At 38.1% G+C, this 17,216-nt stretch carries 17 protein-coding genes; 3 read left to right on the forward strand and 14 right to left on the reverse strand.

Annotated elements, in window-relative coordinates; genetic code table 11:
- Window positions 1-7: 7 nt before the first annotated feature.
- The 10 genes from L659_RS0115105 to L659_RS0115155 all read right to left on the reverse strand — a co-directional run bounded on the left by L659_RS0115105 (window position 8) and on the right by L659_RS0115155 (window position 7,941).
- Complete coding sequence (locus tag L659_RS0115105; RefSeq protein WP_024591085.1) at window positions 8-745, reverse strand: DUF1365 domain-containing protein; 738 nt, start codon at window positions 743-745, stop codon at window positions 8-10.
- Window positions 738-1,994 carry an NAD(P)/FAD-dependent oxidoreductase gene (locus L659_RS0115110; protein ID WP_024591086.1) on the reverse strand — a complete coding sequence of 419 codons (1,257 nt, stop codon included), beginning with the start codon at window positions 1,992-1,994 and terminating at the stop codon, window positions 738-740. Before L659_RS0115110 ends, L659_RS0115105 begins: the two co-directional genes overlap by 8 nt.
- Complete coding sequence (locus L659_RS0115115; protein WP_024591087.1) at window positions 1,991-2,701, reverse strand: SDR family NAD(P)-dependent oxidoreductase; 711 nt, start codon at window positions 2,699-2,701, stop codon at window positions 1,991-1,993. Before L659_RS0115115 ends, L659_RS0115110 begins: the two co-directional genes overlap by 4 nt.
- 2 nt (window positions 2,702-2,703) lie before the next feature.
- A complete protein-coding gene (locus tag L659_RS0115120; protein WP_024591088.1) occupies window positions 2,704-3,132 on the reverse strand; it encodes a nuclear transport factor 2 family protein in 429 nt (142 codons plus the stop codon).
- Between the two features lies 1 nt (window position 3,133).
- Entirely contained in the window at window positions 3,134-4,528 is a 1,395-nt protein-coding gene (gene phrB, locus L659_RS0115125; protein WP_024591089.1) for a deoxyribodipyrimidine photo-lyase, read from the reverse strand.
- Window positions 4,528-5,481 carry a YbgA family protein gene (locus L659_RS0115130; RefSeq protein WP_024591090.1) on the reverse strand — a complete coding sequence of 318 codons (954 nt, stop codon included), beginning with the start codon at window positions 5,479-5,481 and terminating at the stop codon, window positions 4,528-4,530. Before L659_RS0115130 ends, phrB begins: the two co-directional genes overlap by 1 nt.
- Before the next feature lie 8 nt (window positions 5,482-5,489).
- The gene (locus L659_RS0115135) at window positions 5,490-6,170 is read right to left on the reverse strand and encodes a ChrR family anti-sigma-E factor (RefSeq protein ID WP_024591091.1); all 681 of its coding nucleotides are present in this window, start codon (window positions 6,168-6,170) and stop codon (window positions 5,490-5,492) included.
- Window positions 6,163-6,786, reverse strand: a complete 624-nt coding sequence (locus L659_RS0115140; protein ID WP_010552978.1) for a sigma-70 family RNA polymerase sigma factor — start codon at window positions 6,784-6,786, stop codon at window positions 6,163-6,165. The genes L659_RS0115135 and L659_RS0115140 overlap by 8 nt, the downstream gene beginning before the upstream one ends.
- Window positions 6,787-6,854: 68 nt before the next feature.
- Window positions 6,855-7,433, reverse strand: a complete 579-nt coding sequence (locus L659_RS0115145; protein ID WP_024591092.1) for an LON peptidase substrate-binding domain-containing protein — start codon at window positions 7,431-7,433, stop codon at window positions 6,855-6,857.
- 235 nt (window positions 7,434-7,668) lie between these two features.
- A complete protein-coding gene (locus L659_RS0115155) occupies window positions 7,669-7,941 on the reverse strand; it encodes a hypothetical protein (protein ID WP_024591093.1) in 273 nt (90 codons plus the stop codon).
- 298 nt (window positions 7,942-8,239) lie between these two features.
- Between L659_RS0115155 and L659_RS0115160 the strand changes: the two genes are divergently transcribed.
- A complete protein-coding gene (locus L659_RS0115160; RefSeq protein WP_024591094.1) occupies window positions 8,240-9,931 on the forward strand; it encodes an alkaline phosphatase D family protein in 1,692 nt (563 codons plus the stop codon).
- A gap of 64 nt (window positions 9,932-9,995) precedes the next feature.
- Here L659_RS0115160 and L659_RS0115165 read toward each other — a convergent pair whose 3' ends face one another.
- From L659_RS0115165 to L659_RS0115175, 3 genes are all read right to left on the reverse strand, one after another.
- Entirely contained in the window at window positions 9,996-11,480 is a 1,485-nt protein-coding gene (locus L659_RS0115165; protein ID WP_024591095.1) for a cellulase family glycosylhydrolase, read from the reverse strand.
- A gap of 387 nt (window positions 11,481-11,867) precedes the next feature.
- The gene (locus L659_RS0115170; RefSeq protein WP_024591096.1) at window positions 11,868-12,218 is read right to left on the reverse strand and encodes a hypothetical protein; all 351 of its coding nucleotides are present in this window, start codon (window positions 12,216-12,218) and stop codon (window positions 11,868-11,870) included.
- 88 nt (window positions 12,219-12,306) lie between these two features.
- Window positions 12,307-14,658 (reverse strand): TonB-dependent receptor, encoded by a 2,352-nt coding sequence (locus tag L659_RS0115175; RefSeq protein WP_024591097.1) that lies wholly within the window; start codon window positions 14,656-14,658, stop codon window positions 12,307-12,309.
- Between the two features lie 219 nt (window positions 14,659-14,877).
- Between L659_RS0115175 and trhA the strand changes: the two genes are divergently transcribed.
- A complete protein-coding gene (gene trhA, locus L659_RS0115180; protein ID WP_024591098.1) occupies window positions 14,878-15,507 on the forward strand; it encodes a PAQR family membrane homeostasis protein TrhA in 630 nt (209 codons plus the stop codon).
- 108 nt (window positions 15,508-15,615) lie between these two features.
- Window positions 15,616-16,575 (forward strand): hypothetical protein, encoded by a 960-nt coding sequence (locus tag L659_RS0115185; RefSeq protein ID WP_024591099.1) that lies wholly within the window; start codon window positions 15,616-15,618, stop codon window positions 16,573-16,575.
- Between the two features lie 165 nt (window positions 16,576-16,740).
- Here the strand turns inward: L659_RS0115185 and L659_RS0115190 are convergent.
- A partial coding sequence (locus L659_RS0115190) for an IS30 family transposase (RefSeq protein ID WP_024589235.1) occupies window positions 16,741-17,216 on the reverse strand: 476 nt, incomplete at its 5' end.

Raw genomic sequence — 17,216 nt, forward strand, 5'->3', positions numbered from 1 at the left:
ATGTGCTTTATGGCTTACCTGAGTGGCCTAAAAAAGGCACTCGCTTTATAAACAACTTTAATGCTTGATAATAAATACCTTTGAAAATAGACCATGTCATGGCCGGAAAACGTTTAAACAACTTATTAATCTCTTCGTTAGTGAGTTCTTTACGTTTTAAGCGAAGTGTTGCATCAAATAATAACTCTTCATTTTTCTTATTTTCAATGTGTATCAATGTTTTATCAGGCGATTGTTTAACATGCCAATGATAGTTCATATCTAGATTCATAAAAGGTGATACGGAAAAAACCTTCTTAAAGTTCACTTTTTTTTCTAAAGGGACTAAATAATAATGACGTTCGTTCCAGGGTGTATTACTCACTTCAGCAATCATGTACTTAAAACGAGTGTCGTTGTGGCCAAAGAAGTAAAAATTAACAGGGCTAAAATACACCCCAAAACAACGAAGTTGCCCAAGCATATAAACATGAGTAAAGGTTTCAGTAATACCTAAATTGGTAAGTTGATCATGCGCACGCTCAATAAGAGGTCGTTTAGCACGCTTTGAGGGGTCTTTAAGATAATCAGCTTCATTAAATTTTAACGCTTTTAAGCCTGACGTACCTATGTGTTTATGCACACCATTTAGTTGCTGAGGATTATTTAAATCTACCCACATCATATACAAAGGGTAACTAAAACGATGTTCTTTAACAGCAAAACGGCGATGTTTTACATCGCCTAAATACACTGCACTAGTCAAATTCGACCCCAAGTTGCTTGGCTACATCTACACCACTGTGTACGCCATCTTCATGAAAACCATTGTACCAATAAGCACCACAAAAATAACTATTGTTTTGTCCATCAATACTGTGTTTAAGCTTTTGAGCAGCAATTGACTCTTGGTTAAATACAGGGTGATGATAAGTAAACTCGCGCAAAATTTTACTTTGGCTTATTCCTTCAAGGTGATTAAGCGTTACACAAAACTGTGTATCCGACTGTATGCCTTGCAAAATATTCATTTGGTAAGTAACAACAGCTGCTTTATCAGTGTTGTTATTAAGTAGGTAGTTCCAACTTGCCCATGCCGCTTTTCTATCAGGTAAAAGGTTTGTATCGGTGTGCAGCACAACTGAGTTCTCAGTGTAAGCTATTGCACCCAATACTGACTTTTCTTGCTCAGTCGCATCACCAAGTAGTGCAAGCGCCTGATCTGAATGACAAGCAAATATTACTTTATCAAATTTACTTAATTCACCATTGGCAAACTCTATTGTTACTTCATCATTTTGACGCGTAACAGATTTAATATCTGTATTAAGTTTAATTTTATCAGCAAAGCCTCTGATCAGTGGCTTAATATACTGACGAGAGCCACCTGGTACCACATACCACTGTGGTCTGTTTGTTACATCTAAAAGGCCATGATTAAAGAAAAACTTAACAAAAAATTCAACGCCTACATTCTCCATTTCTTTAATACTGGTAGACCAAATAGCCGCGCCCATAGGAAGAATATAATGGTATTTAAAAAAGTCATTAAAGTGATTGTCACTAAGCAGTTGCCCTAATGATTGATCAGCTTGGTAATTATCTTTTTCATGTAGTGCTTTACACAGTTTATTAAACCTAACAATGTCGTACAATAATCGCCAAAACTTAGGTCTAAAAATATTACGACGCTGTGCAAATAGGCTTGTAAACGTATGGCCATTGTATTCAAAGCCAGTGGCTTCGTTATGAACACTAAAGCTCATCTGCGTTGTTTGTTTATCTACACCAATACGCGATAGTAACTTTTCAAAGTATGGGTATGTTCTGTCATTAAATACAATGAAACCAGTATCAATCGCGTACTTAATACCACCAACATTTACATCAACTGTTGCAGTGTGGCCACCTATGTAATCATTTTTTTCAAATACGGTTACATCATAATGTTTGTGAAGCAAATGCCCACATGTTAAACCAGATACACCAGTTCCTATTATTGCTATTTTTTTCAACGGGCTAATCCTTTTGCGATTTTAAGCCAAATTGGGAGTGGTAAAATACGTAATGCTTTTAATATAAGTGTAAAACGGTACGGAAAGTGAACATCTTTTCGGCGCTTATGTATTCCCTTAATCATATAGTCTGCGGCTTTTTCAGCGGTAACAGCCATAGGCATCGGGAAATCATTTTTATTAGTAAGCGGAGTTTTCACAAAGCCAGGGTGAACTAAAGTCACATCAACATCATCTAAATCAACAGCTAAGCTTTTTGCTAAGTAACTTACACCCGCTTTTGATGCACCATAAGCTTCTGAACGAGGTAGCGCAAGGTAGGTAACACTTGAGCTGACCAAAACAAGCTGACCACCTGAATTTATTTTAGGAAGTAGCGCCTCAAGGCAATACCCCATAGAGAGTAAATTTACGTTTATTACACGCTCAAACAATGCACTATCAAAATTTCGCGCGTCATCTATGTATTCACAATTACCGGCGTTTAAAATAACACGGTCAAAATGAGGAAAGCCAATAGTAGACTCTTTAATGTCTTGTAGATTAGTTGCATCAAATTTACACGCTTGAATATTGTCGTATTTAGCAAGCTCAGCGAGCTTTTCACTATTACGGCCACAAGCAATAACAGTGTCTCCCAACTGCGCATATTTAATTGCTAACTGCTCACCAATACCAGAAGTAGCACCCGTTATAAGTGTGATCATAATTAACCTGCCCTTTTATCAATTAGCTTTATAACGCTACCAAGTAAAGGAATATGTTTGTATAACAACTCGCCCATATTAAAGTAGTCTCTGTGCTTGATAATTTTGCCATTTTCAAAAATAAGCTTGCTATGACCTTCTACCGAAATAGTTTTACCTGATGAAAGCTTTGGATGTGCATAGTGCATAGTCCAATAAATAAAAGCATTGTTTCCGCTATTAAACGAATCACTAATATCAAACTGGCAATGCTTAACATTGCTATATAAGTTAGCAAAGTACCTGCGCAATTCTACAATGCCGTTAATTTCATGCATTGGGTCTATAAACTGTATGTCGTCACAGTAAATATCACTCAATAAATCAAGATTAGTGCTATCAAGCTGTTGGTATATTTCAACAAATTTATCTACTGGTAACTGGTTATCCATATCACACCTTAAATGCAGCAAGTGCACGTTCTCGTGCCGCTTTATGATCAACTATTGCTGGCCAGTAACATTCCTTATCTTTACCTATTGCGGCTAAATAAGTGTGTGGAAAATGAATGTGTTTATCTGGCACGTTTTCAAGCTCTGGCAAATACTTACGGATAAACTTGCCAGTTGGATCAAAGCGCTCGCTTTGTCTGATAGGGTTAAAAACTCTAAAGTAAGGCTGAGCATCACACCCGGTACTTGCAGCCCACTGCCAGCCACCATTATTTGAGGCTAAATCGCCATCAATTAGGTGCTGCATAAAAAAGCGCTCACCTTCGCGCCAGTCTATTAATAAATGCTTAGTTAAAAAGCTCGCAACAACCATACGTAAACGATTGTGCATCCAACCGGTTTGCTTTAATTGTAGCATTGCAGCATCCACTAACGGATAACCTGTTCGCCCTTCACACCATGCTGTAAATTCATTTTCGCTTTTACGCCACACTACGTCGTTATACTTTTCGTTAAAGTTGTCACCGCGCGAAAGCTTCGGAAATTCAGCAATCAAATGCCTGTAAAATTCGCGCCAAACAAGCTCGTTAATCCACGTAAACGTTTTACTTTTTGACGTAGTTAAAATATCAGGATAACGCTGCTGAATATTAATAAGCAGCTGTTTTGTGCTTACAATACCAAGTGCTAAATACGGGCTTAAACCTGATGTGCCTTTTACGCTGGGTATATCACGCTGATCGTCGTAGCTTGTAAGTTTGTCACATATAAAGTTATCGACCACGGTTGCTAGTGTTTCGTCGTCAACCGGCCACTTATCTGAGCATCCATCACTTTTTAGTAAGTCGCTTTCATCAAATTTTATTGGATCAGAAGTTAAAGGCCATTGAGGCAAACTAAAGTGTGTATCTTGATACTGCTTTAACCATGCTCGCTTAAATGGAGTAAACACTTTATACATTTCATTACTTTGATTTTTAACCGTTCCAACAGGTGCAATTAAATCACCTTCGTACAAAGTAAAAGTAATTGAAAGCTCATCGCATTCGTGCAAAATTGCTTTATCGCGGTTTACTTCATTAAGCTCATATTCTGTATTAGCAATTACGTGTTTTACATCGTTTGATTTACAAAAATCAATAAGCTCACGCGTACAATCACAAAAGCTTGGCGCTTCAATAACATGTAAAGTAATGCCGTAATCAGCAAGCTGAGATTGAAGATAAGTAACTCGGCGCTTGAGTAAGTCAATCTGAATAGGCGCAGTTTGGTGCTGTTGCCACTGTTTTTCAGACACAAAAAAAATGGCGTGTTTAGCGCCATTATTTAGCGCTTGAATTAACGCTTCGTTAGAAAAAAGGCGCAAATCGCGCCTAAACCAAAATAATGTATCCATCAAATACCAAATCGTAGTTTTAAATCGTGAGGGTAAGGGTTAAAAAACACTTGTTTTTCAAGGTACTCATTTGGGTGAACCTTCAAATGATGTTTTAACAAGGTAAGTGGTACATACAATGGCACCAAACCTTCGCGGTATTCATCTATCGCATCACGAAGTTCTTGTTTTTCAACCTTCGATAAATCTGTTTTAAAGTAACCTTGTAAATGCATTAGCGTGTTGCAATTATTTCTGCGAGAAGCTGGCTTTTTAAGACCCGTCATCAAACCTAGAATATATTCATCTGCAACTGCATTTATATCGTCACCTACATAAGTCCCCAGCAGGTTACCCAAATCACGATAAGCTTGATAGTTATGAGCCATCAACAAGTACTTATACTGAGAGTGAAATTGAGTAAGCTTATGAACCGTAAGCGGCTCTTGTGCTAATTTTTGCCAGTTTTTAAATACGTAAATTCTCATTACAAAGTTTTCACGTAAATGCATGTCATTTAAACGTCCGTTTTCTTCACATGGCAATAATGGGTTGTGCTTCATTATTTGCTCAGCAAAAAAACCAACGCCTTCTGAGGTATTACCTGTTCCTGCTTCGTTGTATATTTTAATGCGCTCCATGCCGCAGCTTGGGCTTTTTGCACAAAATACAAATCCGCTTAATTCTTTAGCTTGTTCAGTTGCAACTTTTTTACCATATTCAGTAAGTTGTTGGCCTACTTCGCCGGTGCCATCTGGGCGGCATACTTTAATAGTATCGCCCACTTTAACTTGGCGAATAGTTGGACGAGGTATTGGTAAACCAACAGCTACTTCCGGACAAAACCGTGTGTATTCAACGTGTTTACCTAGCTCGTCCATACAAAAATTTGACTTTTTATGTCCTGTGTCAAATCTAACTTTTTCGCCTGCTAAGCAGGCGCTTATACCTATTTTTATTATATCTGTATGCATATATTCTCTTAGTAAATCAAATTACCTATTGGATTTAGTAACTTGCTGAAGCCCTTATTAAAATGTAGCGCACTACTGACAACTGTAAAGCATAAACATCCATCTTTCGTTAAAGGTGTGTGTTGATGACTACCATCTTGCCAAATAAAGTCGCCTGGTACGTAATTACCATCTTCATCACTAAACTCACCGTCTAGTAGTAAAGTAACTTCAAATCCAGTATGTGTATGCTCAGGAATTTCGCCACCGGCATCAATATGTAGCAAGCTAGAACGCAGCGCACCATCATCAAGCGAAACGCGAGATCGTGCCAGCTTACCAACTTGTGTAAATTTGCTATGAGAAATACGTGTTAAAGCACGTGGAAGCTGATAGTTATGCTCATTCACTTTAATAGAGACAGGCTCTACTTCGTAAACTTCATCAATAGAATCATCAGACATGATCATATCAAGTACATTTAGTTCAAATTCTTCAAGTAAATCAGATTTCTCAGTTTGAGGTTTCTCAAATTGAGCAGGCTCTTCACTAAATAATGCATTTGCATTACTTGCTTCAATTTTAGCTACTTTAGCTTGGCACACAGGGCACATGTCTACGTGAATAGAAACGGCTAAACTCAATGATGTAGCAAGTGATGCATCGCAATACTGTGTCAGTAAAGTTTCACTCGGGTGATGTTTAATCATGCTGATCTCCCATTTCATTACGTAATTTTTGCAAGGCCAAACGTAACCGTGATTTTACCGTGCCTACTGGAATATTAAGTTGATGTGCAAGTTGCTCTTGCGACATATCTTGAAAATAAACGCCTCTTACCACTTCGCGTTGAGCAATTGGTAATTTGTCTAAATAGCGCTTAATTTGCTTATCTTCTAAATGATCACTGTATTCGTGATGCGTATCTTGTGAGTCGTTTAGTAACGGCCAAATATCTTCGCTTATATTTTCTTCTTTATTACTTTTCATTTTACGAAGCATATCGAACGAAGCGTTACGCATAACGGTATAAACCCACGTAGTCGCAGCGCCTTTTTCACTATGATACAAATGTGCTTTACGCCAAACAGACGTTAATGTTTCTTGCACAAGCTCCATGGCTTGGGCTTCAACACCAAACTGCTTAATTCCAAAGCGTTTAATTTTTGGCGCAAAGTATTCAAATAAATATGAAAACGCTTTTTTATCGCGTGATTGCGCAACATCTATAAGCGCTTGCATGAGCTCTTTACTCGGCGTTTCTGGCATGGCAGTGTACTTACCTGTATTAGGTTCACAACGTGGTGACTGTTGTTGACTTACCATAATAATTTATCCCGTTATTGCTTTTGTATTAAGTAATACGGGCAATAATTAATTTAGGATCATAAAATTTAGGCAAATTCGTTATTAATCACAGTATGGAGGAAATTCAGTAAGTTATCAAAATTCGTTTCAAACGCAAGTTGCTGTTTTTTCTCAATAGAAACAGGTAGGAGTTCGAGCCAACGTGCTGCAATCCATGGAAGCTTGTCAAAATGAGTTTTCTTGTACAACAAATTAAGTTCCGGATTACCTTGAAACACGTTTTTAAGCGCATCGTGTAATAGGTAATGTTCACCAATTTGGTTGTTAGAATCTTTGTACCAATACGGCGTATTACAAGGCGATACCAAGCCATGACGTAATTCGTCTTCGTCTTGATAAACATCATTAATTTGCACATTTTGCGATGCAAATACATCAATTAATAATACATCGTTATCGTCTTGGTCAAAATCAATAATATCAACAAGGCAACCTTGCGCACTTATATTAAAAGGCGTGTCATGCTCGAACGTACAAAGCACAAACCCTGTATTATTTTTTAATGCGGTTTTAACCATATTTAAATAGCGAGGCTCAAATATGCGTAATCGCGTATAACCTTCAGGTAACATAAAAATGGGTAATGGAAAAATCGCACGTTTCATAAAGTCTACTTATTTCAAACACTCTGCCTTTATTTACGTGCGCTTTTGCTAAGTCGATCAGCTTTGTATGAATCGAATTAATTACCAGCTATATAATTGGCTAAAGATTAAACCAACCTCCCATAGCTTTAAACACTTGAACCGAGTAATAAGCGCTAATCATACTGACTACGGGTGCTAACATTAATGCAAATAATCCAAGTTCACTGCTCATCGTTTTAATCCTTTAAATAATTTATTTTGCGTTTTTTATACTAGTGTCAGTATTTTTAAGCGTTGTGCTATTTGTTAAAACGGGCTCATCTAATAAACCCTCTAAAACAGTTTTAGCATCAAAATAAAGCGTCTCCTTTAGTGATTTTTCAAGCTCGATTGTGGTTTGCTTAACATAGCTTGCTACACTTTGAGTTAATATATCAGTTACATCTAGGTCCACTTCTGTTGCGTGTACTTGCGCAGAACCTAATACTAATAAACTTGCCATAGCGATTTTAATTGAATGTTTCATAATGGTATTCCTTGTTTGTGTATTGTTTAGACGTAGTTACATACTCAAGGGTTGTGCCAACATAAAAATAAATTATAAGCAACTGTAATTAAACAACTTTACATGCGCCACTTTAATTTAAAAAATTCATACCTCGTTAATTTAACCATTTAATTTAATTTTTTGACTACTTTTTAGTTAATAAATAAAAGGGGTTAAATGTATTAATACCGTCACACTAAATACATTTAGCGTTTATAAAAACGTCATATCTACCCGCTAAAGTGCACACCACTATAAATAATTTAAAAAGTGCAGTATGACCCTTTCATCACGTCGAAATTTTTTAAAAACCTCAGCAGCAAGTATATTTACCGTCGCAGTATCGAGTGCCATTACAGGTTGTGCTCAAACATTAATAAACAAACCTCTATCGGCTATTGAATTTAAACACGGTCTAGCGAGTGGCGATCCGCTTAGTCATGCTTTGATAATTTGGACACGTGCAACTCCTTCTCAATCAAATTTTGAAGTTACTGTTGCTTGGGAGTTGGCAAGTGACTCTCAATTTAAAAACATTATTCGTGGCGGGCGTGAACAAACAGATAAAAGCCGAGACTTTACAATAAAAATAGATGTACAAGAACTTGCTCCAAACACAGAGTACTTTTATCGTTTTATAGGTTTGCAAACACAAAGCCCTATAGGCCGTGCTAAAACACTACCAATAAATAATATTGAACAAATAAAAATGGCTGTTGTGTCGTGCTCAAACTACCCTGCTGGGTACTTTAATGCCTACACAGATGCCGCTAAGCAAAAAGATTTAGATGTAGTACTGCATTTGGGAGATTACATTTACGAATACCCAATGGGCGGATACGCTACCGAAAATGCTGAAAAAATTGGCCGCCAATTAGCAGCCGATAACAGCGGTGAAATTATTACCCTTAGCGACTATCGCAAACGCTATGCTATTTACAGAACAGACCAAGGCCTTCAAGCACTTCACGCTGCAGCGCCTTTTATCGCAATATGGGATGATCACGAAGTTACCAACGATACCTATAAAAGTGGTGCTGAAAATCATACCCCTGATGAAGGTGACTTTTTTAAGCGCCGCGCAGCTGCTATTCAAGCCTATTTCGAATGGCTGCCAATTAGACCGCCTATGGGCGAACAAAGCCCGCAAATATACCGCACCTTCGATTTTGGTAATTTAATAAGCTTGCACATGCTAGATACGCGTGTAATAGCACGCGATAAACAACTTGCTTACAGCGACTACAAAAACCCCGAGACCAAGCAAATGGATGTTGCGTGCTTTGTCAGTGATTTAAATAATCCAAATAGGCAGTTACTGGGTAATACACAACTAAACTGGCTCACCAGTGCAATAACTAAATCAAATGCAAAATGGCAAGTATTGGGCCAGCAAGTATTGATGACTAAAATGTGGCTACCTACTGAAATATTCTCGCAATCCGATCGCACTAAAATACCGCATGTGTTAAAAGAGCTTGTTGCCATTAAAAAAGCAGTGCTAGCTAATAAAGCGGTAACGCCCGAGCAACTTGCACGCGTAAATACTTTAATGCCTTATAATTTAGATGCGTGGGATGGTTACCCAAGCGAGCGCGAAGCATTATACAAAAGCGTTACTGCATTAAATAAAAAGTTAGTAGTGGTTGCAGGTGATACGCACAATGCGTGGCATGGCACATTAAAAAATGCAAAAGGCGAAAGCGTAGGAGTAGAGTTTGCAACACCTGGTGTTACATCCCCGGGTATGGAGCATTATTTAGCGCTTAATACAGCACAAGCAAAGCAGATGGCTGACTCGCTTACATTGCTAATAAACGATTTAAACTATTGTGACTTATCACACCGTGGATATATGTTACTGACTATTACTAAAGAGCAAATCACAACCGATTGGCGCTATATAGATAATATAGACTCTCCAAGCTACAACATTGCTGCTCAACACCAAAGTGTCTATAAGGGCTAACATTTTGTATAAAAAGAGAAGGTAAACACATTATTTACCTTCTCGTTTATTTTATTAAACGCGCTTAATTACAACTATAAAGAAGCGTCCACGAAGCATCACTTCCTGGAATGCTGTTTGTATACCAATTTGCGCTGTATGCATTACCTTGATATTGCATTTTATCGTCGGTGTTATTGTGAGTAAACGGACCACCTGAGTAATCTTTGTTCACCCAATTAGGGTATGCATTAATACCGTTACAATCTGTTGAACTTACAACACTGCATCCATTTGTATCAACACTAGTACCTGCAGGTGTATCTGGGCACTGATCAATATCATCATTCACTCCATCGTTATCCGCATCGCTTTGTGGTTCAACTACTTCAACAACACAACCTATATTATTAACAGTTTCACCTGCAGGTGTATTAGGGCATTGATCAACATTATCGCTAATACCATCGGCATCGCTGTCAGTTACTGCACAACCAATACTATCAACCGTTGTACCTGCGGGAGTATTATTGCACTGATCAAGGCTGTCACTTACGCCATCCCCGTCGCTATCTAAATCAACATTGCTACTACCACCACCCCAACCTTGAATGATCTCTTTAACTTTAGAGCCTGACGATGTTAGTGAATTCCAACTACCGCCTGGAGTAAATAACGATGCACCTTCGTTTTTATCGTTTAAAGCCCAGTTAGCGTGGCTAATATTGTTTGTTTTAAAAAATGCCATCCATGCATCGGTTTCATTGATATTAACACCCCCATTGCCATCAGCATTAACTGTTCCCCACTCTGTGGCGAATAGTGCAATGCCGTTATCGAGTGCTGTTTGTGCTTTATTTCGATACGATTGACCATGCGTGCCAGCATAAAAATGCAGAGTGTAAGCAATATTGGCACGATCAATTGGGTTTTGTGATGCCACATCAACATCTTGTGACCACGTAGGCGTACCAACCACAATTAAGTTATCAGGGTCGATTGCTCTAATTTTATCAATAACTGTTTCTGCGTAAGGCTTAATATCGTTAACCCACGAGATTTGTAAAGGCTCGTTATAAATTTCATAAATAACATTGTCGTACTGCCCATATTTGGTAGCTACGTCTTCAAAAAAGCGAACTGCAGTTGCTTGATCGGTATGTGCTTCATGGCTATGAAAATCAATAATAACGTACATATCTTCGCTAATAGCTGCGTTTACAACAGTATCAAGACGGCTCATATTGCCCTCCCAATCAAAGTTCAAACTACCACCAGTACTCGTACCATGACCAATAGCTGCACGAATTAATGTTGCATTAAATTCAGTTTTTGCCTTTGCTACTGTTTCTGCTGTATAAAATTTTTCAGCGCCCCACCCCGTATTACTCCAAAATAGGCTAGGTCCTGCAAAGCTTGTGTTTTCTCCACCCGCAAGAATTTGATTTCCACTCACCGTTAACTTTTCAACAGCGGCATTGGCCATTGTTGAGCATTCTAATAATAAAGCTAACGATAAGCTCGCCACTTTAAAATCCTTTCTTTTGTGATTATTTGAACTGTTATTCATCGTATTTCCTTAAATTGAAATTATCAGTCGTCATTGCTTGACGTAATAAATTGATAGCAAACCAATACTTAACAGTTAAATAAAGTTAATTTGGCGAGCAGAAAGTACCATTTATTTATTAACATTAAATGAATAAAAAGGTACAAAGATAAGGATTTTAATTAACTAAATATCAACAAGTGAGTGATTTAACGAGGTTTGAGGATTTTACTGGGTATATACAGGTATTTACACGATGTTTACATGGTGCAGGCAAAAAATCTCGGTTACAAAAAATATGTATAAAAATGAAAAGGCGGTAATAATAATTATTACCGCCATCAATAATAGCTAAATATCAGGGTGAAATATTAATAAGCCAACCAAACCGAGTTCTGATTAAGTGGCTTATTTTTTAGTGGGTAGCGCTTTTCTGCCCAAACGGTATGCATCCATCATGCTCAGCACCCAAATTATAATCATTAAAGGCATATACTTATATTCAGCGAGTTTAGCGCAGGCGTCAGAAGGTTGTTGCGCGGCTTTTAAAATGGCCGTAACCGACATCGGGATTTTTCCGTGTACAATTTCATTTGCAGTACACTGTGCAATCGCAAATATATCTTTTAGGGTTAAAATTAAAAGAACAGAAAATACACCTGCAAAAATAGCGCCTATAAGGTGTTTTTTTAAAGAAAAATGCCCCGCTCCAGGATAAACAATGGCGGTAAGTAAAGCAGCTTTTAGATCTTGTTTCATTTTTACCTAATATAAATTCACTTTAACGTGATCACATAAAAAAGCCACTTTGCAGTGGCTCAATTAAAATATCAAGTAGTTAAATGTATTATTGTCCACCAAACCCGAGAGTTAACTCAATACCAACAAAGCGAGGTGCTCCTGCAACAAATGTTGGGTTGCCAAATCCCCCTCCAGTATTACCTGCATCAACTAAATACTCTTTATCTAATAAGTTACTAGCAAATACACTAACAGCCCAGTCATCACCATTTGCGATACCTAAGCGCGCACTGACTAATCCAAGCCCTGGTTGGCTAATATCTAAGCCTGATATTGGCGCATTTGCTGGCTCAAAAAACACTTCAGAGCGGTAGCTATATATTAAAGAGCTCGTTAAATTAAGTGAGTTCGACAATTCTGTTGAATAAAACAGCCCCGTACTAAACGTCCACTCTGGTTGTAGTCTAAATTTATTGCCTGCGAGGTTACCGTTATTACTATCATCATCTATTTCAGCATCAAGGTAAGCCGCATTGGCAAAAACCTCAAACTCATTATTAATTAACGCCCTTACCTCAGCCTCTGCGCCAACATTAGTGGCAGAGCCCGCATCAGCAGAAAACGCAACGCCTTCATCATCCTGTAACGTAACCTGAAAGTTAGAATAATCTTGATAAAATACAGCGACAGAGTAATCTAAACGCCCGTCAAGCGCTTTGCCTTTAATACCGGTTTCGTAGTTCCAAATAATTTCCGCAGGGACTTCTGATATAGAAGCTTCGACATTTCCTTGTTCGTTGTTAGCCGAACTTACTTCAAGTACTTCCGAACGACGCCCTTTTGAAATAGTCGCATACATATTTGTAGTAGGGTTTATTATATAAAGCGCATTAAAACGTGGCAGCCAATCATCATAATCAGCATCGCCATAAAATGTTTCACCATTTGTATCAACCGTAAACAATGGCGCTTGTGTTAAAACACTATTGGGTGCAGCAGAGCTATAGCCACTGCGCTTTTCTTCTTTTATATAACGAAGTCCCGCTGTTAACTCTAATGCTTCAGTAGTAGCATAAGTTACATCAGCAAACGCTGAGTACGCTTTGTTTTCACCATAGTTTGTAAACTCTAGTGAATATGGCAACTCGTTTACTACACCACCTGTTAATGCTGGCGTTAAAATATTAACGCTACCATCATTATTAATACAAGGAACACCTGAGCCCAATACACCTAAGCAATTTAAAAATATAGACTCCTCTGTACTAAATGGAATACGCTGGCTACCATCTTCTTCAAAGTAACTCACACCAAAAATACTAGTAAACTTATTCTGTGTATAGACAGCGCGTAATTCTTGGCTTAACTGATCGCCCTCAGCAGCTTCTGCAAATTCTAAAAACCATGCTTGCGTACCATCAGCATCAAACACTTCTAAAGAGTCAAAGTTACGCCCTGCAGTAATTGAGGTGATTGTTAAATCGTTACTTACATCCCAATTTACAGTCAAATTTAAATCGTTAACTGTGCGCTCCACACCTAAGTCTTTTTTTCCAAACACAGACTCTGCATACGGACTACCTGGCATTTCAACAAAGCTATATGGACTTGTATCACCACCGGTTGGTGCATAAAGCCCATTTTTAAAAGATGTACCCGAGTCATCATTTTTTTCATACGTATACACCAAATCAATCGTTACATGGTCACTAGGTGTAATACGTAAAGACGGACGATAAGAAAAACGCTCAATAGCATGCATATCATCTTGCTTAAACCCAGCCGGATTTTGGGAGTTACTATCTCCTGCAATATTTTTTATAAACCCATCACGTTCACGATAAGTAAAAGCAACACGGCCTTGCAATAAATCATTGCCACCCGTTACAAAGCCACTAGCACCTTTGGCCGAGTAATTACCAACGGATGCTTTTAATTGAGCCGAAAAATCTTTTTCTGGTTTACGTGTTGCTACACTAATGGCACCTACAGAAGCTGCTGTTCCAAACAGTGTCGCTTGTGGTCCCTTAACAACTTCAATCCCTTCTACATCAAAAAGCTCAAAGTATGAGCCACGAGAGCGTGATACATCTGCTCCGTTATAATAAATAGACACACGAGGGGATGATTGAGACGACCCACTATCAGACGTAATACCACGAATTACAAAGCCCGGGTTGTTAGGGCTTTGCTCTTGAATAACAAGCCCTGGTGTTATTTCAGATAAAGTGTCTAGTTCACCTATACCCAAGCTTTCTAAAAAGTCGCCATCGTAGGCGCTTATTGTTACGGGCACATCTTGTATTGATTGCGCACGCTTTTGAGCAACAACCACTATTTCATCAAGTTCTTTATTTATGGTTTGATCTGCAAAACTATTTGTTGATGTAACGCAAATCATCGCCACAGACAATTTAGTAAGTTTAAGAAAAGGCCGTGTTATTAATTTATTTTTCATGTTTTTCACTGTTCGTCCGGTTAATTGTTTTTAGGAATTACCAGTAATCTAACGAACTATTACGAATTTTTTACGTCTTATTAATTACGCATTGGTTAAATTGATGTTTCAACTTTATGAAAAACAATAAATTATTGTATTCATATAAAAATTATAATATTGAAAAACTCAGCGTACACTTGTACACTAAAATTCATTCAAATAGTGGTAGGATCTGTCATGTCGTTAGAAGCGCCCTATTCTAAAAAAGAAGAACAACTAAACGTAATTAGCCATGCACTTGGTATTGTATTTGCCGCATTTGTTATGTGGGATTTATTTAGCCAAGCCACCAGCACTAAAGCGTATGTAAGTACTGTAATTTATGGCAGCAGTCTATTTGTACTGTTTTTGTCGTCCACTTTGTACCATGCCAGTATTCAACCGCGCTTAAGAGCCTTTTATAAAAAGTGCGATCACTGCGCCATATACTTATTAATTGCCGGCACCTACACTCCCTTTTTATTGATCTCATTAACCGGTGCTTGGTCATGGGCCACACTTACATTTATTTGGGCGGTGGCACTAGCAGGCGTTGCGTACAAAGTATTTGTAAAAAACGGTAATAAAAAAATATCGCTCGCCACCTACTTGCTCATGGGTTGGTTTGCACTGGCTATAGTGTATCCACTTTATTCTAGTGTTGATGTAAAAGCACTTTACTGGCTACTTGCCGGCGGCATTTTTTATAGTTTAGGTACATTATTTTACAGCGCTAAAAGCACCCAATTTAGCCACGCTATTTGGCACTTATTTGTTATTGCTGGGTGTGTTTGCCATTATATTTCAATTAGCAATTACGTTTATTGAGCTGGTATAGCCAATTAATATGGTCTAGTTTGATCCGTGAATTCACCACTCATAGTAACTAAGTGTTAGGATTTACATATTGTAATTTTCAAAAATCATGGATGATCAATGTATAATTTAAATCTAGTACCTCTTTTCTTTGTTTTAGCTTTAGTTCCATTTCAACTTTTAGCTGAACAACAGCTGCCCACTGAATTTGATAATAACCGCATCTTTCTTACTCCAGAACTGAAAGATGGTCAAAAGCTAAAGTTCTTTACAGATACAGGTGGCGGTTGGAATGCTATATCGAAAGAACTTCATCAACAATATAAATGGCCTACGATTGAAAAAGTAGATGAAGGTAATGTGCATACACTGTCAAGTATGCCGGACTTTCAAGCTGGCTCAGAAATTCCTATTGGTGGTTTGCAAAACTTTATGGAAGGCTATTTATTTATAGTCCCTAAGGATGAACTATCAATTGAGGAAGACTTTGATGGTTTTTTAGGTGGCCGATGGCACGCAGAAAAAATTATTAAGATTGACTATTTAAATAAATCTATGTCCATCCTGCAATCTTTAGATGAAATAAACTTATACAAATTCAAAAAGATAAAACTAGGTTTTCAAAAAGACTCGCAACAAAAATACACCACCGCATTTCCTAGAATCGAAATAAAAGTTCAAGGGATAGAATACCAAATGCTTTTAGATACTGGTGCAACATCAATATTAACCGATGCAGCGGCAAAGCATATACAAGGTACATCAAAGGTAGTAGGTACTTCTTTTATTTCAGCCAGTATTTTTGAAAATTGGAAAACTCAAAATCCAAGTTGGGCTGTTATTGAAAAGGCGGAGTCTAATACTGGAGAATCAATGATAAAGGTCCCTAAAGTTATGATTGCCGAGCAAGTTACAGGGCCGGTTTGGTTTACACGGAGGGCAGATAATAACTTCCACAAATTCATGTCATCAATGATGGATAAAAAAATAGATGGAGCTTTAGGTGGTTCGGCTCTTCAATATTTTGAATTGGTAATTGATTATATAGACGAGTCTGCATATTTAAAGAGTGAATTCTGAACAATTAACTTCTCAGCTGGCACGTACCCATTATGTCGGCTTCGAATGCTTGAACTCACACCGAACAACGGATATTCAGAATCAATTGGGATTAGCTAAGCGATACTAAGAGGAAGTTTTCCCCTTTTTTACATAGCGCGGATTCAAACCTGAAGTGCATAACGTTTAGGCGGCTTTAGCCGCCAAGTGATCCTGCATCAATTTTGCAGGCGTTTCAAATCCAAGTGTCTTCCGCGGACGATTATTAAGTTGCTCAAGTACGGGTATAACTTGCGCTGGTGTTACCGCCTTAAAATCTGTGCTCTTCGGCCAATACTGGCGTAGTAATCCATTCGTGTTTTCATTCAATCCGCGCTCCCATGAGTGATAAGGGTGAGCAAAATAAACAGGAACACTTAAAGCCTCTGTGATTTGATCGTGATAAGCGAACTCTTTTCCATTGTCAGCCGTGATGCTATGAAGCGCTGACCTATATGGCCTTAATAGTTCTATCGTCGCCGCAGTGACGGCTTGTGCTGTTTTGCCTGCCACCTGAGTTGATACAGTGAATTGGGTGACCCGCTCTACAATGGTAACAAGGGCGCCTCGATGACCTTTACCTATGACGGTATCTATTTCCCAATCTCCGATACGACCTTTCT

It is taken from the genome of Pseudoalteromonas sp. S8-8 (genome assembly GCF_000497875.1).
GTDB classification, from domain to species: Bacteria; Pseudomonadota; Gammaproteobacteria; order Enterobacterales; family Alteromonadaceae; genus Pseudoalteromonas; species Pseudoalteromonas arctica.

What these genes read in the sequence shown, in the direction of transcription:
- L659_RS0115115 (WP_024591087.1), bottom strand. Translation starts at nt 2,701, where the DNA reads ATGATCACACTTATAACGGGTGCTACTTCTGGTATTGGTGAGCAGTTA.
- L659_RS0115120 (WP_024591088.1), bottom strand. Translation starts at nt 3,132, where the DNA reads ATGGATAACCAGTTACCAGTAGATAAATTTGTTGAAATATACCAACAG.
- phrB (WP_024591089.1), bottom strand. Translation starts at nt 4,528, where the DNA reads ATGGATACATTATTTTGGTTTAGGCGCGATTTGCGCCTTTTTTCTAAC.
- L659_RS0115130 (WP_024591090.1), bottom strand. Translation starts at nt 5,481, where the DNA reads ATGCATACAGATATAATAAAAATAGGTATAAGCGCCTGCTTAGCAGGC.
- L659_RS0115135 (WP_024591091.1), bottom strand. Translation starts at nt 6,170, where the DNA reads ATGATTAAACATCACCCGAGTGAAACTTTACTGACACAGTATTGCGAT.
- L659_RS0115140 (WP_010552978.1), bottom strand. Translation starts at nt 6,786, where the DNA reads ATGGTAAGTCAACAACAGTCACCACGTTGTGAACCTAATACAGGTAAG.
- L659_RS0115145 (WP_024591092.1), bottom strand. Translation starts at nt 7,433, where the DNA reads ATGAAACGTGCGATTTTTCCATTACCCATTTTTATGTTACCTGAAGGT.
- L659_RS0115155 (WP_024591093.1), bottom strand. Translation starts at nt 7,941, where the DNA reads ATGAAACATTCAATTAAAATCGCTATGGCAAGTTTATTAGTATTAGGT.
- L659_RS0115160 (WP_024591094.1), top strand. Translation starts at nt 8,240, where the DNA reads ATGACCCTTTCATCACGTCGAAATTTTTTAAAAACCTCAGCAGCAAGT.
- L659_RS0115165 (WP_024591095.1), bottom strand. Translation starts at nt 11,480, where the DNA reads ATGAATAACAGTTCAAATAATCACAAAAGAAAGGATTTTAAAGTGGCG.
- L659_RS0115170 (WP_024591096.1), bottom strand. Translation starts at nt 12,218, where the DNA reads ATGAAACAAGATCTAAAAGCTGCTTTACTTACCGCCATTGTTTATCCT.
- L659_RS0115175 (WP_024591097.1), bottom strand. Translation starts at nt 14,658, where the DNA reads ATGAAAAATAAATTAATAACACGGCCTTTTCTTAAACTTACTAAATTG.
- trhA (WP_024591098.1), top strand. Translation starts at nt 14,878, where the DNA reads ATGTCGTTAGAAGCGCCCTATTCTAAAAAAGAAGAACAACTAAACGTA.
- L659_RS0115185 (WP_024591099.1), top strand. Translation starts at nt 15,616, where the DNA reads ATGTATAATTTAAATCTAGTACCTCTTTTCTTTGTTTTAGCTTTAGTT.